The sequence below is a fragment of the Bradyrhizobium sp. 132 genome, from assembly GCF_023074185.1.
Taxonomy (GTDB): Bacteria; Pseudomonadota; Alphaproteobacteria; order Rhizobiales; family Xanthobacteraceae; genus Bradyrhizobium.
This window is the reverse complement of the sequence record NZ_JADPKY010000100.1, coordinates 21109-41095: the sequence shown is the minus strand read 5'-3', so window position 1 is coordinate 41095 and position 19987 is coordinate 21109. Positions and strand designations below refer to the sequence as shown.

General features: G+C 62.2%; 15 protein-coding genes and 2 pseudogenes. 1 reads left to right on the top strand and 16 read right to left on the bottom strand.

Translation table 11 applies throughout. The features are described 5' to 3' along the window. Positions 1-17 precede the first annotated feature (17 nt). The 7 genes and pseudogenes from IVA74_RS20140 to IVA74_RS20110 form a co-directional block, all read right to left on the bottom strand. Positions 18-919 (bottom strand): annotated as a pseudogene (locus tag IVA74_RS20140) (hypothetical protein). Then, on the bottom strand, positions 916-2463 hold the full coding sequence (locus IVA74_RS20135; RefSeq protein WP_247347512.1) for a hypothetical protein: 1548 nt from the start codon (positions 2461-2463) through the stop codon (positions 916-918). Before IVA74_RS20135 ends, IVA74_RS20140 begins: the two are co-directional and overlap by 4 nt. Positions 2464-2713: 250 nt before the next feature. Then, complete coding sequence (locus IVA74_RS20130) at positions 2714-3712, bottom strand: polyprenyl synthetase family protein (RefSeq protein WP_247347536.1); 999 nt, start codon at positions 3710-3712, stop codon at positions 2714-2716. Positions 3713-3860: 148 nt separating this feature from the next. Beyond that, positions 3861-5198, bottom strand: a complete 1338-nt coding sequence (locus IVA74_RS20125; protein WP_247347509.1) for a cytochrome P450 — start codon at positions 5196-5198, stop codon at positions 3861-3863. A 5-nt stretch (positions 5199-5203) separates the two neighbouring features. Next, positions 5204-6039 (bottom strand): annotated as a pseudogene (locus tag IVA74_RS20120) (SDR family oxidoreductase). Further along, entirely contained in the window at positions 6026-6334 is a 309-nt protein-coding gene (locus IVA74_RS20115; protein WP_247347507.1) for a ferredoxin, read from the bottom strand. The pseudogene IVA74_RS20120 and the gene IVA74_RS20115 overlap by 14 nt, the downstream one beginning before the upstream one ends. A gap of 1 nt (position 6335) precedes the next feature. Continuing rightward, positions 6336-7625 carry a cytochrome P450 gene (locus tag IVA74_RS20110; protein ID WP_247347535.1) on the bottom strand — a complete coding sequence of 430 codons (1290 nt, stop codon included), beginning with the start codon at positions 7623-7625 and terminating at the stop codon, positions 6336-6338. Positions 7626-8042: 417 nt separating this feature from the next. On the opposite strand from IVA74_RS20110, the gene IVA74_RS20105 reads away from it, so the two are divergent. Then, entirely contained in the window at positions 8043-8483 is a 441-nt protein-coding gene (locus IVA74_RS20105; RefSeq protein WP_247347505.1) for a hypothetical protein, read from the top strand. Positions 8484-8800: 317 nt separating this feature from the next. Here IVA74_RS20105 and fdxB read toward each other — a convergent pair whose 3' ends face one another. The 9 genes from fdxB to IVA74_RS20060 all read right to left on the bottom strand — a co-directional run bounded on the left by fdxB (position 8801) and on the right by IVA74_RS20060 (position 18855). Beyond that, complete coding sequence (gene fdxB / locus IVA74_RS20100) at positions 8801-9085, bottom strand: ferredoxin III, nif-specific (protein ID WP_018457679.1); 285 nt, start codon at positions 9083-9085, stop codon at positions 8801-8803. 13 nt (positions 9086-9098) lie between these two features. After that, on the bottom strand, positions 9099-9299 hold the full coding sequence (locus IVA74_RS20095; protein ID WP_018457678.1) for a CCE_0567 family metalloprotein: 201 nt from the start codon (positions 9297-9299) through the stop codon (positions 9099-9101). Positions 9300-9306: 7 nt separating this feature from the next. Beyond that, on the bottom strand, positions 9307-9777 hold the full coding sequence (locus tag IVA74_RS20090) for a NifX-associated nitrogen fixation protein (protein WP_018457677.1): 471 nt from the start codon (positions 9775-9777) through the stop codon (positions 9307-9309). 10 nt (positions 9778-9787) lie between these two features. Beyond that, positions 9788-10183 carry a nitrogen fixation protein NifX gene (gene nifX / locus IVA74_RS20085; RefSeq protein ID WP_247347502.1) on the bottom strand — a complete coding sequence of 132 codons (396 nt, stop codon included), beginning with the start codon at positions 10181-10183 and terminating at the stop codon, positions 9788-9790. 22 nt (positions 10184-10205) lie between these two features. Next, complete coding sequence (nifN, locus tag IVA74_RS20080; RefSeq protein WP_247347500.1) at positions 10206-11588, bottom strand: nitrogenase iron-molybdenum cofactor biosynthesis protein NifN; 1383 nt, start codon at positions 11586-11588, stop codon at positions 10206-10208. A gap of 9 nt (positions 11589-11597) precedes the next feature. Next, a complete protein-coding gene (gene nifE / locus IVA74_RS20075) occupies positions 11598-13232 on the bottom strand; it encodes a nitrogenase iron-molybdenum cofactor biosynthesis protein NifE (protein WP_247347534.1) in 1635 nt (544 codons plus the stop codon). Positions 13233-13351: 119 nt separating this feature from the next. Further along, positions 13352-14911 (bottom strand): nitrogenase molybdenum-iron protein subunit beta, encoded by a 1560-nt coding sequence (gene nifK, locus IVA74_RS20070; protein WP_247347533.1) that lies wholly within the window; start codon positions 14909-14911, stop codon positions 13352-13354. 80 nt (positions 14912-14991) lie between these two features. Further along, on the bottom strand, positions 14992-16494 hold the full coding sequence (gene nifD / locus IVA74_RS20065) for a nitrogenase molybdenum-iron protein alpha chain (protein ID WP_018457672.1): 1503 nt from the start codon (positions 16492-16494) through the stop codon (positions 14992-14994). Between the two features lie 2067 nt (positions 16495-18561). After that, on the bottom strand, positions 18562-18855 hold the full coding sequence (locus tag IVA74_RS20060) for a hypothetical protein (protein WP_247347497.1): 294 nt from the start codon (positions 18853-18855) through the stop codon (positions 18562-18564). Positions 18856-19987: the final 1132 nt, after the last annotated feature.

Below are 19987 nucleotides of genomic sequence, written 5' to 3'. Positions count from 1 at the left end.
CGCCGCCTCCCGCGCGTTCAGGCCGGCGCACGCTGGCCTCCCCCGCAGCGTCGCTGCGGTAGCGGCTGCTCGAGGTCTGGTAGTACTGCGCGCGGATGGCCGCCATGGCCTCGATCAACGGTCCCCACGGCGCGGGAAAGCGTTCTTCCGCCATCACCCGGTGCAGCATGCGCGTATGGCCGGCCAGCTCGTCGTTGAGGAACTCCACCGCAGGCATAGCCGGATAGCGCTGCAGCAGCAGGATCGCCGCGTTGTCGGCCTCGCCGGCCGACCTGTCCTTGTCGCGTCCATGCAGATCGTTGTGCAGGCGCCCTATCGCGCAGATGAGCCGCAGGACCTCGCGAAACTCCGGACGCGCGCGCAAGGTCGCCATGTCCAGCCCCCACAGCAACGACAGGCAACAGAACACGTTCGTGTAGGCGATCGAATCGATGCCGTTGTGCAGGTACTCGGCGTAGGACCAGCGTTCCGCCCCTACCGCCTGCGCGTGTCCGCCGCGCAGCGCCGCGCAGTAGCACCGGGTATCGTCAAGAAGCTGAACATAGTCGCGACGATCGTAGGCGAGCGCGGCCAGCGAAGCGCGCAGCACAGCGCAGCCCTCGAATCCAGGCAGCGCGCACGGCACGCCCTGCCCCAGCGCCTGCTCCACGGCAGCGAGCTGCTCCGGCGCGATCAGGCCAAGGTCGTTGCAATCGTCGAGCCAGAACAGCAGCGCCAGTTCGCGATAGAACGCCACGATCAGCGTTTCGTCGTGCGGATCGCGGCCGGTGCGGGCGCTGGTGTCGCGCAGGCTCGGCTGGATGCGCTGCAGGATGTACTGGCCGCCCCTGACCGCTTCCACGGCATGCTCGTCGGCGAACCCGGTCAGGGAACGCCCCCACTCCAGCACCTGCTGCAGCGCGCGTTCGGTCTGGATCATGGCGCCGCTCCTGCTCCCTCGGCCGGGACGCGCCGCCCCCAACCAAGCGCCAGCCACAACCCGGCGAGTTCGGCCACGCGCACGACCCGGGTGGGGCAATACAGTTCCTTGCCGATCCACAGCGGCGTCTGCGGCAATGCATGCGCCGCATGGCGGGCGAGCATCCACTCGCGCGCACGCGCCACCGCCTGCGCGATGCGCCGGCGCCCTGTCGGCTCTTCGCTCCGGTCCATTGCGTACAACGCGAACAGCGCATAGGCGGTTTCCTCGAATGTGGACGCGCGACCGGCGCCCCAGCCGCCGTCGTCGCGCTGCGCCTGCAGCAGCGCCGCCAGCGCGCGCTCGTCGCGCCACTGGGGCTTGCCTTGCGCCAGCGCAGCGACCGCATGCGCGGTGGGATACAGCCACGAAACGTGCCATTTTTCGTTGTCCCATACACCATGCGGGTTGCGATTGGCCTCGACGTAGGCACTGGTCCCGGCGGCGGGCTTTCCCAACAGTCGCAACGCATGCAGAGCATGGATGTTGGTCGACACCGAGGCATTGCGCTCGCCGGGGAAGGTGACGAACAGCTCGCCGAGTTCGAAATGGCGTAACACATCGACCGCCGGGTCGCGGCCTGCAAGGCGCAGGACGCACAGCGCAACGGCGGTGTCGTCCGCATCGGCCGCGAAGTGCAAGGCCGGGCCCAGACCGCGCACGCCCAGGCGCGCGTCGAGCTGCGCGACGATCACGCGCACCGCCTCGGCGAGCGCGGGATGCGCGAACAGCCCGGCCAGATGCAGGGTGTACAGCGACCAGCATGGCTCGAACACATTGATCGGCCAGACGTTGGGAACGACACCTTCGATGCCGCTGCGCGTCGCCCGCGATGCCGCTAGCAGATACGCGTCGGCGCGCCCGACCTGCGGCGTGCTCCCCTGTGTCACTGCGTGCGCACGACACGCGGCGGTGGCCGCCGGACTGATGCCGATGCTGCCGTCGTCATCCGGGCATGCGGTGGTCAGCGAGGTTCCCCAGGCTTCCCAGGAGTGCAGCAACGGATGGCCGCTCGGCAACGTCGCTACCGCCCCCAGCTTGACCAGGCACGCTTGCCGCAACGGCAACAGCGCCGGGTGGCGCGGAAACGCCACGCCGCCCAGTAAGGATGCGGCCTCGCCGCACAACTGCGGCAGGATCAGCTCCGCGGCGATGGGCGCGTCTTCCGGCACCGTATGCGCGTAGGGATCGGGCTCGCGCTCGAGGAACCGGGTTGCAGCCTGGACTGCGTCGGCAGCGCCGGGAAGAGGATCACCGTGCAATGCCAGCAACGCCGCCCAAGTGGGCGCATGGCGGAACAGCGGGAAGTCCGCGCTTCCCCATCCGCCATCGGCCTGTTGCTGCGCGATAAGCCATGCGTATGCGTCCTGCCGACCGGTGACGTTGCCGCGGAACTGTAGAGCTCGCGCCGTGTCATAGACCGACGGGCCGACGCTGCCGCCGTCGCTCATCTCGCTCAGCAGGTGGCGCAATTCGGAAAGGATCTGTTCGGAAAGCGCGTTCACTCGGGATGTTCCTTCTGCAGACGGTCCGGGCAGACACCGCGCACGTCGCCGCGGGCCCGTCGCGGCCCCGCGCATGCGGCAACGCGCCGATGCTGGCGCCGATCCGCCGCATAGGCTTGCGCGCAGCGCGCCGGGGCCGTGCTGGGCAACCGCTGCGATTGGCGCCGCGGACTCGGACACAGTGCAGCATGCACCGCTGCCGCCGGCCGATCGCAACGGCACAGGTGCGACTCCACGTAGACGGGCGCGTTCATGCGCATGGCGCGTGCTTGAACAGATACGCGTTGGCCCGCTGCAGCATCTGCGCCAACCGTTCCGCACGCGGCCCCAGTGGGGCGATGGCCTCTCCGGCGTCGCGCAATAAATCCAGCGCGAACTGGCGCGCTGCCTGCAGCCCCATGATCGACGCGCAGGTCGGCTTCTGCGCCGCCGCGTCCTTGCCGGGGGTCTTGCCCAGCGTCGCGGTATCAGCTGTCGCGTCGAGAATGTCGTCGACCACCTGCAATGCCAGGCCGAAACAGGCCGTGTAGCGATCGAGCGCACAGTACAGCGCAGCGTGCACGGCATCTTCGGCGATGGTGCATAGCGCGCCCATGCGAACGGACGCGCGCACTAGCGCTCCGCTCTTCATCCGGTGCATCGCCACGATCCTGTCCAGCTCGACGTGCTTTCCGACCAGCGACAGATCCATGGCCTGCCCGCCTGCGGCACCCTCGGCGGACACCGCCTGCGCCAGTTCGCGCACGAGCGCGATACGGTTGTCGCCCGGCACATCCAGCCTCGCCAGGGTCAGGAAGGCGTGCGCCTGCAGCGCATCGCCGACCAGGATCGCAGTGGCTTCGCCGAACTTGACGTGTACGGTCGGAAGGCCGCGGCGAAGCACGTCGTCGTCCATCGCGGGCAGGTCATCGTGGACCAGGGTACAGGCATGCATCATCTCGATGGCGGCGCCGATGTCGTCGAGCATGTGCGCCGGCGTGTCGGCCAGTGCGCCGGCAGCCAGACAGAGCAAGGCGCGGGTGCGCTTCCCGCCATTCAAGGTGGCGTAGCGCATCGCCGCCATCAGCTCGGCCTCACCATCGTCTTCGGCGCAGAGAAGACGCGCCAACGCCTGTTCGACCCGCTTTGCGCCGTCCTGCATCCAGATCTCCGGCAGCAGCCTGCCGGATGCGCCGCGCACCTGCGCGCCCAATCCGCCGAGCGCGGAAACGCCAGTTCGGTCGTCGTGTAGCGTAGAACCGGTCTGCATGTTGTTCATGTCCTTGTACCTGACACGGCGACGGCGAGCGCCGAGCCGCCGCGGTGTTGCCGGCGTCGCACCGAGCGCACGCGCCCAGTGCAGCAATGCCGCCCGTCGCCGGCGCCGCTGCCTCGCCACACGGGGATGCGATGCCAGCTCATGAGAAGCCGATGCGGATTGTCATGGACGGATGTGCGGTTGGGTAATAGCGCCGGCCTTTTTCGACGCCGCTGAGCAACCGCGGCCGCACCCCGGCCTTGTGCATGGTCAGCGCCAAGGCAATGCAGAACTGCACCAGTTCCAGCCATACCAAGTGGTAGCCGATGCAGACGTGTGGGCCGGTACCGAACTGCAGCATGTCCAGCGGCTGGATCGGCTCCGTGCGTTGCAGCCACCGCGCCGGGCGGAACTGATCAGGCGCCTCGTGCAGCAACGCCGAGGTCGAGAAATGGAGCAGCGGGATGCACAGATGGGTGCCCGCGGGAATGCGCCGTTGGCCGAGTTGCAATTCCTGCAGCGCGCGACGCGGCAGGAGCGTGGCCGTCGGATGCACGCGCAGCGTCTCGCGGAACAGCGCCTCGGCGACCGGACACTGCGCCAGGTCCGCGTGCCGGGTCGGCACCGCGCCCACGCGTTGCGCCTCCTCGACCAGGGCGTCCCACAGCACAGGCTGCCGCGCCAGCTCGATCACCATCCAGGCCATCGTCGAGGCAGTGGTGTCGTGACCGGCAAGCAGCAGCAAGCGGATATTGGCGACCAGGACGTCATCGGACATCCCATCATCGCTGCGATCGAAGGCGCTCACCAGGTCGTTGATCAACCCGGTGCGCGCGGCATGCGCGCGCACGTCGCGGACGAATTGGCGCAACTGCGCGTCGATCCAGTCGCGGGCGGCGCGGCCGCGCCGCAAGGGCAGTCCGGGCAGGTCGACCGGGGGCGCGACGATCAACTGCACCAGTTGCCGGTACTTGCGATGCCATTCCGGCAGGTCCTGCGCGGGGATTCCCAAGAGGCTGAAGATCAGCTTGAGCATCAGGTCGCCGGTTTCGCGCAGGATAGTTACGTCGCCGCGGTCGCGCCACGCCTGCACCCGCGCTCGGATGACGGGCACGAACAGGTCGCCGATGCCGGCCTGGGTCAGCCCCTTGGGCAGGAACGCCGCCTTGATCGCATCGCGCGCCTGCCGGTGCGCGCCGCCGTCCTGGGTAACCAACGTTCCGCCAAGCAATTCGGGCGCGATCTCTTCGATCAGCGCCGAGGACACGTCCTTGTGCCGGAGCAGTGCGAACGCATCCGGATCCACGCAGGTCATCATGTGTCCGGCAGGGCCGAAATCCAGCCAGAAGTGGCTGCCCAGCATCCCTTCCGCGCGCCGCAGCAGGCGCGGCAGGTCGCAGACGATGGCGGGAAGATGCCCCACCAGGGGGAAAGCGCCGGGCACGACCGGGATGTCGTGCCGCAGCCGGTGACGACGGTCCAGCGGGTTGAGCAGCATGTCCGTCAGCAGCGCGGCGCCGCGGCCGCTTCGGCGGTGTGCCGGCAGGCCGCGCGGCGCGGCTGTTGCCACGCTCGGCGTACGTCGGCACATGCGCCAGCATGCCGCCGTAGATGCACACGACCTGGCCGGCGATGAACGCAGCATCGTCGTAGAGCAGGAATGCCACCAGCGCGGCCACGTCCCTCGGCGCAGCCGACGCGCGGCAGGAGCTGGTGCCGCCGCAGATGCTGTTGCATGCACTCGTCCAGCTTGGCGAGGAGACGCTCGGTCATGACGAGACCCGGCGCAATCGCGTTCCAGCGGATCTGCGCATGACGGTACTGGGTGGCGAGCGAGGCCCACAGCATTTTCATCGCCGCCTTCGACGCGCCGTAGGACGTCTGCGCGGGGTCAGCGCTGAGCCCCTGCCACGACCCCATGTTGACGATCGCGCCACCGCCGCGAGCGATATGGCCTGCGGGCAGCAGAGCAGCGTGCCGCGCAGATTGGTCGCCATGGTCTCATCCGAGAGGGCCAGGTCCAGGTCGAGGATCGCGCAGTGGCGCGGGGTCAGATGCATGTCGCTCGCGTTGTTCACCAGCAGGTCAACCCCACCGAAGTGCCGCTCCGCCGTTTCGAGCAGCGCTGCCACCGACTGCGCGTCCGCGATGTCCATGGCCACGGCCAGCCGCGTGGCCCGCTTCGGCCGCGATCTGCGCGGTGCAGGCGATGCCCGCCGAGCCATCAATGTGGGCCACCACCACTCTGCCGCCCTCGCGCGTGATGGCGAGGGCGCTGCCTTGCCGATGCCGGCGCCAGCGCCGGTCACCACGGCCACCTTGCCTTCAAACCGCGCCATCGTGTCCTCCTGGATTGCGTTGTTCTTTCGCGGCATGCAGCTCGGCCTCCCCCGGAGAAGGCGCAGGGTCGGCGCTGGCGCGCTCGTCATCGCCAACGTCGCTTTCGATGACCCGAATGGCGGCGACTGGGCATTGGCTGGCCGCGAGCCGCACGGCGGCGTGCAGCGCCTGCGGGACCGTCGCCACGCACACTTCGGCCACGCCGTCCGGTTCGCGCTGGCGAAAGGCGCCCGGCAGCGTCAGCACGCACTGCCCGGTGGTTGCGCACAGATCCTGGTCGACCACGACGCGCATCTCAGCCCCCCTGCCCACGCAGCCGCACCGGCAGCGCGCGGAACGTCCTAAGGAACTCGGAGGGCTCCCGGGTCGGCGGCTCGGCCAATGCCAGCGTGGGGAAGCGCGCCTGGATCCGCGGCAGGCTCTCTGCCAACTGCACCCTGGCCAGTTGCGCACCGACGCAGAAGCGGATGCCGTGGCCGAAGCTCAGCATGATCTTTCCGTCCGTCGACATGCCGGGACTGGTGCCGTAGAACCGCGCGGGATCAAAGCGATCGGGATCGGCGAAGGCGTCCGGGTCGCGATTGCCGGCCGCGATCAGCACGCGCACGTCCGCGTTCTTCGGGATCACCACGCCGCCCAATTCGATGTCGCGCTGGGCGATACGCATAGTGGTGCTGAACATGACGGGCGAATCGCGGCGCAGGACTTCTTCGACGAATGCCTGCACCCCCACGGCGTCTCCCTGAAGCCAGTGCCGCTGTTCGGGATAGGCCAGCATCGCCAACACCGCATGGTCGATGGTCGCAGCAGTGGTTGAGAAGCCGCCCAGCAGCATGCCCCAAAGCATGCTGATCAACTCCGCATCCGACAGCGTGTCGGCATCGTCGTCGTGTGCGCCGACCAGCATCGACACGATGTCGTGGCGGGGATCGGTGCGCTTACGCTGTATGAGGTCCCCGAAGTAGGCCTGCACCCTGGCGCTGGCCGCGTCCGCCGCGGCGAGCTGGGGGTCGCTGGCGTGCGGGCCCAGGCCTTTCAGAATGGGGTCGATGACGGCGGCGAGCCCGAACATGTCGTCCTGGGGCATGCCGAACAGTTCGGCCAAGACCAGCATGGGCAAGGCCAGCGCGAATTCCCGATGCAGGTCCACCGGCTCCCCGCGCTCCAGCGCGGGCGCCATGCCGTCCAGGCGCGCTGCGACGTTGCGCGCGATGCTCGGCCGCAGGTTCTCGATCTGGCGCATGGTGAAATCGCGCGAGATCAGCCTGCGCAGACGCGTATGCGCCGGTGGGTCCTTCATCGCTATTGTAGACGCCAGCAGATTGAGTGACCGGCTGGTCGCCGCACGCGGAAAATAGCGCGCCAGTTCGCCCGGCGCTGGTGCCCGAAACGCATCGCCCGTGGCCTTGAGCGCCCAGTAAATATCGGCGTGGCGGCTCAATAGAAAGAGGCCCGACGCCGCGCGATGCACCGGATCGTGCTCGCGCAGCCACCGCATAAACGGATATGGGTCGTGGGTGCGCGCTGGCGACGCCAGTTCGGCGAAGGCGTCCCGGCATGCTGCCGTGGTTTCTTGCACGTCCATCTTCCTTATCTGTTGGCTGGCTGATCCGACCGGCGCGCGCCAGGCGCTCGGGCAAACTGCTGAGAACATCGGGGCGATTTCGCCGAGGCCCCCTTCCCATAGAATGCTGTCTGATGCGGATTTGACATTTTGCTTTTCTTTCTTCGTTCCATCGATGGCGGTGTCATCCACGAAATGAAGGTCGGTCGGCGGCTCCCGGCTCGCAACGAAGGAGCTTCAAAACTCGTGCCAATCTGGCCGACCCAGCAGAAGGAAAAGATTGTGATTGCTTTCAGCGGATTAGCCTGAGGCCAGACAAGAGCTCGCGAACTAGGCCAGTGTCGCGGACCAACAAAGGCGACAGAACAGTGTCGGATAGTCGCCAGACGCCAGACTGGCGACACCTTCTTTATCAGTTCTCCTGAATGACGATTCCAGTTGCTGGAATATATGCGGCCTCTCGCAAGTGGACTGCTGTTGCAGGCAGGCCATAATGAGATCCGCGCACACGCGTTCCCAATGAAGGTTTGGGGCACGAAGCCCGCTTTTTTGCACAGGGCTTACGGTATGCTGATCCACTGTTTCGTCATCACTATCGCGAACCTTGCAATCGAGCCAGAAGCGTCAGGCAAACGCGGGATCTCTGCCTTCGTCGCCACGCATCTGCTCGAAGCGCTAACAAAGACAGTGCTCCAGATCGACTTCACGTCCGTCGTGATGACCGGGACTGTTAGGTTCTTGCTCTTCGGGGGAGCGCTCCACGTCGATCTCGCAACGTTGGTAAGCCGCGCCGTACCCCGAATCGAGCTTGCCACCTTCGCCACGATCGTCGACGTTTATCCTTGGCTTTCTATTCTGGCAGCCCGCTGGTCTCCTTAGTTAGTCGCTGCCGCTGTCTTTGGCGCTGGTGTTTGGCGGCCTCATCAGCCTGACCGATGCGGTGGCGGTCATGGGTACGCTCAAAATGTAAAGGCACCTGAAAGTCTCGAGGTCGAGATGCAGGGCGAGTCACTTTTCAACGAGGTGTCGGCATTGTCGTTTTCACGATCCTGCTGGCCTTCGCCGCCGGCGGTCCATGCGAGGTCGCGGCCCGATTCGGCAACTGCCGGCTTCACGCCAGAACAGGTCGGATCTGGGAGTTCCCTACCAGCTTGTATCTGACAACTCACGCGTCGATCTCGTCGGAGAAAGCTGAATCAACCAGGTGGTGTGTGGGTCTGACAGTTTGTTGGGCACACCCGGGCGCAGGCGCTGCAGCCGATGCAAGCGCCTTCGTCCTTCAGCACCATGACCTTCTTTTCGAGCTCATCGTCGTCCTCGTCGAGATCGATGATCTCGCCACCCTCGCTTAGCCCCTTCAGCGTCATGACCTCACGGCCGCAGATCTTGTAGCAGCGGCCGCAGCCGATACACTTGTTGGGATCGATAGAAACCAGGTAGTCCGGCCTCCAATTGCGACCGTCGCGGGTCCTGAATGACATGGCTAACCGTCCGCTATGTTTTGTCCAGCGCCTCGAGATATTGGCGCTTGCTTTCGAGCTCGCTGAAGGCAGCGTGGGCCTTCTGGGCCACGCTCAGGATCGACGACCAGTTGACCGGCAGCTCCTCGGAGAGGTCGTGGAGGTCCATCTTGGCCTGGGTCGCCTTGGCCGACAGCTTCTTTATTTCCGCTTTCAGAGTTTCGATGTCGCTCACACTTGCCTCAACAACTCGCCACTTCCGGGAACTTACGGATCATCTCAACGCCACTGTTGACGAATTTGTCGCCTTGATTGGCGAGATCAGAGAGATGGTCGAAACCAAAGCGATGCACGTCGCGCAGCTGCTTGCTCACGACAACGAGCCGGCCGCCGATCAGCACGATCCGACCGAACCCTTCGTGATGCATCTTCAGCATTGGCGAGATCATCACACCGGTTGCCTTCTCGATAGAGAGCGCAACGGCGTCGAAGAACAGCTCCAGCCGCCATGTCGTGTCCGGGTCGGGATTGCCGACGATCGGCAGCGCACGGCGCTTGCGCTTGTCGAGAACGTAGGGTTCGAGCAGCTCAAGATCCTTTTTGCCCTCCCAGGCGCCGTGGGTGTCCTGGGCGCGCCAGATCTTGATGAGCTCTTTCAGAAATGGCCATTCCGCGGCGGCGGCGGCTGGAGTGACTTCAGACGGATCGGCCATCTTTATTCCTTCAGGCTTCGAAATCCACCGTACGATCCCGGCTTTTGGTGAGCAGCTTCCGCAGCCAGGGCGGCGGCGACCCCTTCAGCACGGTTTCGAGTTTGGCGCAAAGGTCGTGGATGGGCTCTGGCTGCAGCACCTTCATCGGATGGATGTTCCTGGCGACGACTCGCGCAGCACCCGAGCCGCCAATCGCCGCAACATAGAGGATTGCGCACTCCCTGATCGCCTCGATCTTCGGCGCGAGCTTATCCTCATTGCCGTCTTCGGTGAGGTCACCGTCGAATTGGATCGCCTCGATAAACCGATGCCCGTCCGGGCCTACCTCGTAGATCACGATGTTCTTGGCCCAGCCGAAGTGGGCATCGACGTGCTTCAAGTCCTGAGTGGCGAATGCAACTTTCATCCGGGTTGTTTTCTCTCCCTGCTCAATGCAACTGGGGTGGATGGAGCTGTGGGCCGCCGCAGCTTGATCGCCAGGTGTCGGGCGTCGGCCCATGGTTCGCTTCGCGGTCGGTGATGATCAGATTGGCAATGTCAAAGATCAGATCGCGCGTGCCGCGATAGCCAACCATCGTGAGGTGCGCAGCACCAAGGCGATCGAACATCGGAAAGCCTACCCGGAAGAACGGGACATTGAGTCGCGAAGCGGCCTGGCGACCATGTGAATGCGACATCAAGAGGTCGCAGTCACGCGACCTGGCAAGCTCTTCAAGGTCCTCCAGATCGCCGATCAGGACGTCCTCGGTCCTGACCCGCTGGAGCACCGGTGAGTTCGTCGTCGTCACCGCAGCACTTACCTGTGCGCCGATCTCGTGGAGCAAGCTGGAGAGATCGAATAACAAGTCCGGCTCGGCGCCGATCGCGAGCTTGCGGCCGCCGATATGGAAATGTGCATCCAGCATGGCGTCTGCCAGCTGTCCACGCTGCCGGCGATATTTCCAGGGCACCGACCGGCCGCTGATCTGGCTCAGGAAGGCGATGAATTCGTCATTTGGGATAAGGCCACAGAGCCGCTCGAACAGGCGGAACGGCGCGCCTGTCCGCACCTGCATGGCCTCGGCCGCACGGCGCATCTGCGCGCCGATCGCGATCGTCCAGGCCACCTGCCCCATGGTCGCAATCTCGTCCACTCCAATGCCCCCGATCGTGGTGGGCGTGAATTCGTCGGGGATGTGACCGTCCAGCGAACCGGCGACGTCCGGCAGGAACGAGGGCTTGAGCCCAAAATCCTCAAAAATCGTGCGCAGCTCGTCGAGATCGCCGGGCGTGAGGTGGCATCCAGGTAGCACGTTGACGCGGGAGATATCGCGCGGTCTCGCCGTGTCGACGGGAGCCACAAGCATCTCGATCATCCGCGCCACTGTCTTGCCCCAGCCATCCTGAAAGGCATCCTTGAAATCCGGGGTCGAGACGTAGACAAGGGGGAGCTTTTCGAGCTTCGGATGCTTCTGTCGGATCAACCGGATGAAGGCTTCGACGTCATCGCCGTTGGTCTCGGTGACGCCAGTCGAATTGATACCAATGATCTCAGGCTCGAGCCGATTGTAGATGTTGAGGATCGCCTGTTCGAGATTCTCGTGGCCACCGAGCACGGTGGCAACCTCGCTCATGGCCGTCGTCTGCATCGGCACGGCTTCATTGAAATGGCGCACGAACAGCGTTAGCCCGAAGGAGGTGCAACCTTGCGGACCGTGCAAAAGCGGCATCGCGCCGCGCAGTCCCAGGAAGGCAAATGAGCCGCCGATCGGCTGGCTCATTTTGAGCGGATTGACCGAACAGGCTTTCTTCGAGGTAGTGACGACCGCCATGCCGTTCCCCTACTCGGCCGCCTGCAGCGCAGGGGGCTGCAAATCGGAACGAATGTCCTTACAAGCAACGCACCGTGCGGTGGAATTGGTGCATGGCTTGGCGAGGTTCAGGCCATGGGCCGCAATCGCGCTCTCGCCACCGCTGGCCTCATTTTTATTGGAGAGACTTATCGTATTGACGCCGTTCTTGCTCGCGTCTCGAACTGGATCAGCGGCTTGCGCATACATCTGCGCAAACGTCCTTGCCTGACGCATTCGGTCGAACTCATCCCATGGCGCGGCTTGGCGGAGCTGATCCCATATCGGATTGTAGAGCGCTTTCTCGATCTCCTCCATGAGTTTGACAATGCCGATATAGCCCATATAGGCGTGGCAGCGCTCCTGGTTGATATCGAGCCACGGCATCGCCGCCTTTAGTGCGACGAATTGCGACTTGCCGCCCGAGAGCATGATGTCGGCTTTTGCGTCCTTTAGCATCTTGTAGATCTCGCGAGGCGACATGTCCTCGATCATGTGGGCGTGCTGGCCCATTAACTCCTTGATACGTTCCTTGTCCTTCTTGGTCGATTTCTTCACGGACGTGCCGACGATCTCGAGCCCGGCCTCTTGCAAAGCGGACACCATCGACCAGGATTTCACGCCACCGGTGATGAGAACAACCCTCTTTGCGGCAAAGCGTGGCTTGAAACGTTCAATCGCAGCCCAGGCTTTGGTCTCTTCGCGTGCGATCAGGGCTTGTGTGCGTTCCATCAGCTCAGCCGGCGCGCCGCGTTCGATCAGCATGCGCGCGATCTGGCGTAGTGAATCGCTGGAATCCTCAATACCGTAGAACGAGCCTTCAAAAAACGGGATGCCGTAGCGCTGCCTCATCTTGCGTGCGACGTTGATCATTGCCTTTGAGCAGACCATCATCGCGGCTTTGGCTCGGTGCGAATAAGCCACCTCGCGATACTTGCCGTCCCCCGAGATGCACGACAGGATCCGGATTCCGAGCTCATCGAGCAGCGGCTTGACCTGCCAGAGCTCGCCGGACAGATTGTATTCGCCGATGATGTTGATGTCATAAGCAGTGGTGTAATCGGGCTCTCCGGTACCAATGACGTGCTCCAGCAGTGCTTCGCCTGCGAGCTTGTTGCCAAGGTTCTTCGACCCCACAAATCCCGGTGCATTGATGGGAATGATCGGTTTGCCAAGTTTGGCGGACGCTGCCTTGCAGACCGCATCGATGTCGTCACCGATCATTGCGGGCACGCATGTCTGGTAGACGAAGATGGCCTGCGGGTCGTATTTCTCTGTGATCTCCTTGACTGCCCTGTACAGCCGCTTCTCGCCGCCGAACACGATGTCGGTCTCGCTCATGTCCGTGGTGAAGCTTCTGCGCCACAGATCGGAGCCGGAGGAGGCGGAACCGCGATTGTCCCAAGAATTGCCCTCACAGGCGATTGGACCATGCACAAGATGGGCGACGTCGGTGAAGGGCTGCAGTGCGACTTTGGCGCCATCGAAGGCACACCCACCGGCGACGCCGCCCGGCTTCAGCTGCTTGGTGCATCCATTCTTGCGCTCGACGTTCGACTTGCTCGCATTCCTGGCGCAGCCCGGTTCGTTAAAGACGTCCTGTATGGTCGTGGGAAGCGAAGTCATGGTGTCTCTTTCGGGGATGTCAAGACATTCGCACAGACCAAGAGGATGGCCCGGCGGATAACCCGGGATCCCCGCCACAGCGCTGCTGTTCCTGTGGACGATGAGGCGGGGCGCTCGCCTCAACGTATGATGTCGAAGCTGTAGTCCGTCTTGCCAACTGAGCTGGTTTTTCTATCGATCTCATCAAAGATCTTGTCGAGAATCTTGACCAGCACATTCATGCTACCCTGATAGCCCCACACTGGATAACGATGGTGATGATGGCGATCGAAGATGGGAAACCCGATGCGGATTAGCGGCGTTCCAGTGTCACGCTCGAGATACTTGCCGTAGGTGTTACCGATCAGGAAATCGACTGGTTCTGTGAACAGGAGCGAACGCATGTGCCAGAGATCCTTGCCCGGGAAGGCGCGGCAGTTTTTACCGAACGGCGAGCTCGCGAACAGCGCCTGCATCTTCTGCTCCCAGCCCTTACTTCCGTTGGTCGAGAGCACGTGCGTCGGCTCAGCGCCAAGCTCCAGCAAGAATGCGGCCAGGCCATAGCAGAGGTCGGGATCGCCGTAGATCGCGAACTTCTTGCCGTGAACATGCGCGCTAGAGTCAGCCATTGCGTCTACCAGACGCCCGCGCTCCCGCTCCAGCGCATTGGGAATTGCCTTGTTGGTGATACGCGACAGCGTCATCAGGAAATCGTCCGTGGCGCTGACACCCAGAGGGTGATTGAAGGAGACGACCTCCTGGTCGTGCCCCTTGATGAAGGGCAACGTCTTCTCCGTACAATATTGCTGCATGGAAATGGTTGCCTTCGCATGTACTGCGTTCGCGGCATCCTTTAGTGTCGTGCCGCCATCATACATGCGGAACTCGCCGTCGGTGGGGGTATCGAACACATCACTGTTATCCGCGAGGATCGTGTAGCCGATCCCCATCAGCTCGAAGATGCGCTTTATCTCACGGATGTTCCCGACAGTGTAGCCGTCGAAGCCACCGATGAAGTTGATCCAGTTGTTCGCTTTGCGCTGGAGTTTAGGCGCCGTGCCGGCTTTGCCATCCCAGAAATGCTCGAGGATGCCCTTGAGCGTGTTGTCGTAGCCGGTAATGTGGCTACCGACGAATGCAGGAGTGTGAGCGAATGGTACGTCGTAATCCGCGGGGACTGAACCTTTTTCCTTTGATGTTTTGATGAAGGCGTTGAGGTCGTCGCCAATGACTTCCGCCATGCAGGTCGTGGCGACCGCGATCATCTTCGGCTTGTACATGTTGTAGCTGTTGGCAAGCCCGTCGGTCAGGTTGTTGAGCCCCCCGAACACAGCCGCGTCTTCCGTCATGGACGAGGAGACGCACGAAGTCGGCTCCTTGAAGTGCCGCGACAAATGGCTGCGATAATACGCGACGCAACCCTGGGAGCCGTGGACGAACGGCAGTGTGCGCTCGAACCCGAGCGCGGCGAACACCGCACCTAGCGGCTGGCAAGCCTTCGCCGGATTGACGGTTAGCGCTTCGCGGGCGAAGTTCTTCTCGCGGTATTCGGGCGTCTTGGACCATTCTCCGATACGGTCGACTTCGGCGGGATCGTGCGGATTCTCAAATAGCGCCTTCTTATTGGCCAGCATCTGCTGGTATTCGTCTCCCCGGAAAAGCTCGGAGTGGTCGAGGATGTGTTCGGCGTTCTGTGTCATCATGGCACTCTTCAGGTTCTTGTGTTCGTTCTCCTGCCCTTCCCTCCTCTGCGGAGGAAAGGGCCCGAGCGTCGGCTTTCCTATTCCGCCGCCATGAGGCTCGGCCGCGGAGCGTCCTTCCAAGGTGCGGTGGTCTTCCCCCAGATCGGGGAGTTGATTGCCATGTCCATGTCTCGGGCGAAGATCGCGAAGCCGTCATAACCGTGGTAAGGACCCGAGTAGTCCCAGGAATGCATTTGGCGGAACGGCACGCCCATCTTTTGGAAGACGTATTTTTCCTTGATACCGGAGCCGACGAGGTCGGGCCGGATCTTTTCGACGAAGCGCTCGAATTCGTAGCCGGTGACATCGTCGTAGATCAGCGTGCCGTCCTTGACGTAGTGCTGGGCGGTGCGCTGATAGTCGTCGTTGTGACCGAACTCATAGCCTGTGCCGACAACATCCATGCCGAGGTCCTCATACGCGCCGATGACGTGGCGAGGACGTAGGCCGCCCACGAACAGCATTACGGTCTTGCCATCGAGCCGCGGCCGGTACTTCGCGGTCACCGCATCGACCAGCGGCTGATATTTCGCGATGACGCGCTCGGCGCCCTCCTTGATCTTATCATCGAAGAAGCTTGCAATTTTGCGCAGCGACTCCGCGATTTTGGAAGGCCCGAAGAAGTTGTACTCGCACCAGGGAATTCCGAATTTTTCCTCCATGTGCCGTGAGATGTAGTTCATCGAGCGATAGCAATGCAATATGTTGAGCTTCGCTTTCGGCGTCGCCTCCAATTCAGCGAGAGATCCATCCCCGGACCACTGGGCGATGACGCGCAGGCCCATTTCTTCGAGCAGGATCCGTGACGACCAGGCGTCGCCGCCGATGTTGTAGTCACCGATGATGGCGACGTCATATGCGGTCGGCTGAAATTTAGAGCTGGCTTCTGGGGCGCTCTTGTCGAAGATCCAATCTCGAATGGCGTCGTTCGCGATGTGATGGCCGAGCGATTGTGACACGCCACGAAAACCCTCGCACCGCACAGGCACGATGGTTTTGCCGCCATATTCCTTTGACTTTTCTCTGGAGACTGCCTCGATATCGTCACCGATCAAACCAATCGGACATTCGGACTGAATGGTAATGCCCCTGTTGAGAGGAAACAGCTCCTGTAGCTCGTCGATGAGTTTGGTGACCTTTTTATCTCCGCCGAACACGATATCCTTTTCCTGGAAATCGGAAGTGAACTGCAGTGTCACGAACGTGTCGATGCCGGTCGTGCCGACGTAGTAGTTGCGCCGCGAGCCCCATGAGTACTGACCACAGCCGACCGGACCGTGGCTAATGTGGATCATGTCCTTGATCGGCCCCCAGACCACGCCCTTGGAGCCCGCGTAGGCGCAGCCGCGGATGGTCATTACGCCCGGAATGGACTTGATATTCGACTTGACGCCACAATCGGACTTCCCCGCCTCGTGAACACTCAGATGCTTGGCGCGCCTTTTGGCGGTCTTCTCTGGGTAGACCTTCAACACCTCATCGATTAGCTGCTTGTTGCGCGCCTTGATCTCTGCGACGCTCTCGGTAGTTGCTCGGCTCATACAAATTTCCTTTCGATTGTCGTCTCAAATGAAGAAGCGGCGCTTTTCCGGTAGACCGACGGATTTCCGATCCGGCGTTGAGGTGTAAAGCGTGCAATCTCGCTGGCCGGTCCTACCGGACGCAACTCCGCGGGGTTCTGGATCATGCCGCAGCGATCGATCAGAATGTTGCAGCTCATCTCGGCTAAGCGCTTGCGAGCGCCATGTGTGACGCTGTTGATTTGTCGACGGAATCGGTGACCAAGACGCGTCTCGGTGATGTCATGCCTGCCCTCCAGCCTTGGTCATATCGGCTTCTTTACTCGCTCGCGTGCCATCAGGGGCGGCCTGCCCCTCTGCATGTCGATGCAAAGGGCTAACAGCCGCCTGTTGCGCAGGGGTTTGCAACGAGTGTGCCAGCGCTGGTTGAACACGAAAAACCCACGTCTGTAGAGCTAGATAGCTGGCAGGATGCGGATGTTATAAACCCGACCCTACGTGGCACCGACAGGCGTGCCCGCTAACGCTCTGTCTGAAACAAAACAATCACTTGCGCTCTCCGCCAGCGAGATAGGTAGAGTCTTCCCGCGCGCCGGCGTCACTCCGGTGCGCAGCTTTGCTTGGCGCCCCATCGAGCGATCGCAAACACGATCGGCTCGAGAGAGTTCAGCGCACGTAGATGCGCCCATGGTGTTTGCGATCGATACTGAGCAAGTGATGTTGAGCGCTGCAGCACCTCTTCTGGATGACTAAGAGAACTCAGGTGTCAGCAGAAGGCGTTGTTTCACTTACAGGCGATCTTTCGCTTCGCTCGTCATTCCAGTTGATCTCTCGTGGAGACGCGCTCTAAGTGGCGACACCCGATCTCGTGGAGAGCATTGGGGCTGATCGATTCTCAACCCGCGATAGCCTTAAAGGCGCAAGCTCCTGGCCCTTGCTCAATCGGGGTAAAGAGGTCGGCGTTCTGCGTCATTCGGCAGCCCAGTTGCAGCTCGCTTCAGCATCTCGGGAAGGCACGCCCCGACGCAATTCGGCGCTTGGATCGCTCGCCCGTCGACTTTTTTCTAACGCCGCTTGCGGGAGCGTGACGCGGTGAGCCGACGCCGGCACGCGGCACCGAGTGCAGCGACAACGAGGCCTGTCTGATGATGAGCGCGAGGCGCTGCTCCCACTACAGACGGACACCACTAGAGCGGCTCCATCAGCGCGGGCTGCCCTCAAATTCGCGTTGAGCGTTCATCCTCCGTCAATGAAGCTTCGCATATTCTCCGTTCGGCAAATAGGGCCCGTGGATAGCCTACTTTTATCTACTTCCCGGCGCGAAATTGATGCTTTCCAGCCTTAGGGCAACGGCATGGGGCAAAACAAACCCGCCGGCTGGACGGCGGGGGCCTGAAGCGAGCATGATGGGTCCGAGATCTACGGAGCGGCTCGGCTGCTCATCGTCCGGCCGATGTTGCGGAGGTTGAGATTACACCGAGGGCGAGCCAGCGCTGCATTCCGGCGTCATCCTTCTACCAGCATGGATTGAAGCCGTTTCGCCGCTTAACCACGCTGATGCGTCCATCGCGTGCGCCATTCTTGGCATCGCGGAACCAGCGCTTCTTCTGTTCGCGCTTGCGCTCAGGGCTTTTGCTCGGTCGATTGGGGATGCATACCCCCCAATGCTCTCGCAGCGGCCTCGTTCTGGCAGAGTAGAATCCGGCGTCAGTCGCCACCAGCCGCGGCACGCCCCCTGGTAGGTGCGATGGCCGTGATCAACAGATCGCCATTGCGCCGCCGGACATAGAGTTAGTCGACAATCTTGCAGCTTGATCATTTTGCCGAACTCATTGGGCTTGCCGGCTTGTCCTTACGGATGATCTCGGGCCGGCGGCTCGAACACGCTGAGAACCTTATCTTCCACATGAGTGTCGCCGTGGAAGATGCGCGCCCAGGCTCTTGACGGATCACCCGCAGCACCAGCGGCAACATCCGATCGAGCTCCGCGCGGAGTCCCCTCCAGTGCGATCTGCTGCAGAATGTCCGTCGCTCTCTTCACTCCTTTGGATATTTCTGCGCTTGCGGAAATAAAGCGTAAGACACGAGTCACTTCCAAAAAACAGATTCTGGCCAATCTGTGAACTCCAATTCGAAGCTACGTAGGCCAGTAAGTTTGGTGGTGAATTTAAGGGTCTTCCCTGAAAGGGCTGCCAATGAGCCAGATGCGAACTTGAATACTGTCGTGCCGGAAGTTGCGACCGCAATGCCTTGCTCCCCTTCCATGCTAGAGAAGCCGGTCGCCTCGGAGAGTTGCCCAATTGCAACTCCCTCCAGCGCGCGGTGAAATTCCAGGGACGCTAGGTACGTTCCTTTATCAGCAGCCCACTCGCTGACCGACACTGCTGTAATCCCCGCGTCACGCGAGAGACCATCCGCGATCCGGCAGCCATATTGAACCGTGAGAATGACCCGCTCGTTCCGAACTCCGACCGGCTCTCGATCGGCGGCAGTGATCGTGCACGCGTACCGCCTTGTGTCCGCAACCGCGCTCGCGCTTAGCCCGAGCAGCTCGAGAGCGGAACATAATGCAAAAGCGATAGCGGCTCTTCTCATTCGGCTACACCTAGTCTGGAGTATCGTTCGCCTGCTCTGTACAACCTGACGCTACGGCCGATTCAAGCTTCTTCGATCGCTCTGTCGGATGAAAGCTACTCATGGTGACCGCGGTTTCGCAGAAACGGCGCAATCGGTGTCCCCCAGCCGTGGTCCTGGATGGCCGGCCCGAACGGTTTCATTATCGGCGCTCACCGTGCGCCGCGGGCCAGCACATCGGTGAAAAGGCTGAGGACCGACGCATTTCAGCTCGGCGGCGGCCATGATGGCGCGGCGGTCCGCGGCGACGGAGCCTACGTTTCTGACGCAGGCGCATGCGTTCTATGAGCCGACGCCATTTTGCGCGCCAATGACCTGCGGCTCCCGAATTTTGCTTGACAGTGTCAATGTAAAAGGAAACGTGGTCGCTAGGAGCCGTTCAAAGGCAGATTGCCGCTCAAGCAGGCGATCTTCGAGAACCTTACGCTCGAGATCACTCAGCTCGCTTTTAAGCCTTCTTCGACAGCGCCAAATGTCATTCCGCACGTGTCGGATCTCATTCAATCGATCGTCAATCGCAGCCATCACCGACGCCATATCTAACTTGAACCAGCCATGGACAACTGGTCAATCACGTCCTTCCCTCAGTAAGACGCGGATGAGATCTCACGACCTGGCCATCTGCGGACATGATGTAAAGATCTCCTACCAACATGTCCTCTTGTACGGAAGTCTTTCAACGCAAGAGCACGAAGTGACCATTGCTTCTGCAGAAGTTCAGCGATTCTTGCGACCAGCGCGCAGGATTTCAAAAGCTGCCACTCGGCCGTGAGTGGGTCGAAATGGTTATCTTATCCCAACCCACACGCGGCCCGATCAGGTGTCAGGCCGGCACTTCAGCTGGTCTCGAATGGGAATATCCGAGTAAATCGGACGGTCG

Excerpts from the sequence above, each read along its gene's own strand:
- IVA74_RS20130 (WP_247347536.1), bottom strand. The coding sequence starts at position 3,712 with ATGCAGACCGGTTCTACGCTACACGACGACCGAACTGGCGTTTCCGCG.
- IVA74_RS20125 (WP_247347509.1), bottom strand. The coding sequence starts at position 5,198 with ATGCTGCTCAACCCGCTGGACCGTCGTCACCGGCTGCGGCACGACATC.
- IVA74_RS20115 (WP_247347507.1), bottom strand. The coding sequence starts at position 6,334 with ATGCGCGTCGTGGTCGACCAGGATCTGTGCGCAACCACCGGGCAGTGC.
- IVA74_RS20110 (WP_247347535.1), bottom strand. The coding sequence starts at position 7,625 with ATGGACGTGCAAGAAACCACGGCAGCATGCCGGGACGCCTTCGCCGAA.
- fdxB (WP_018457679.1), bottom strand. The coding sequence starts at position 9,085 with ATGTCATTCAGGACCCGCGACGGTCGCAATTGGAGGCCGGACTACCTG.
- IVA74_RS20090 (WP_018457677.1), bottom strand. The coding sequence starts at position 9,777 with ATGGCCGATCCGTCTGAAGTCACTCCAGCCGCCGCCGCCGCGGAATGG.
- nifX (WP_247347502.1), bottom strand. The coding sequence starts at position 10,183 with ATGAAAGTTGCATTCGCCACTCAGGACTTGAAGCACGTCGATGCCCAC.
- nifN (WP_247347500.1), bottom strand. The coding sequence starts at position 11,588 with ATGGCGGTCGTCACTACCTCGAAGAAAGCCTGTTCGGTCAATCCGCTC.
- nifE (WP_247347534.1), bottom strand. The coding sequence starts at position 13,232 with ATGACTTCGCTTCCCACGACCATACAGGACGTCTTTAACGAACCGGGC.
- nifK (WP_247347533.1), bottom strand. The coding sequence starts at position 14,911 with ATGACACAGAACGCCGAACACATCCTCGACCACTCCGAGCTTTTCCGG.
- nifD (WP_018457672.1), bottom strand. The coding sequence starts at position 16,494 with ATGAGCCGAGCAACTACCGAGAGCGTCGCAGAGATCAAGGCGCGCAAC.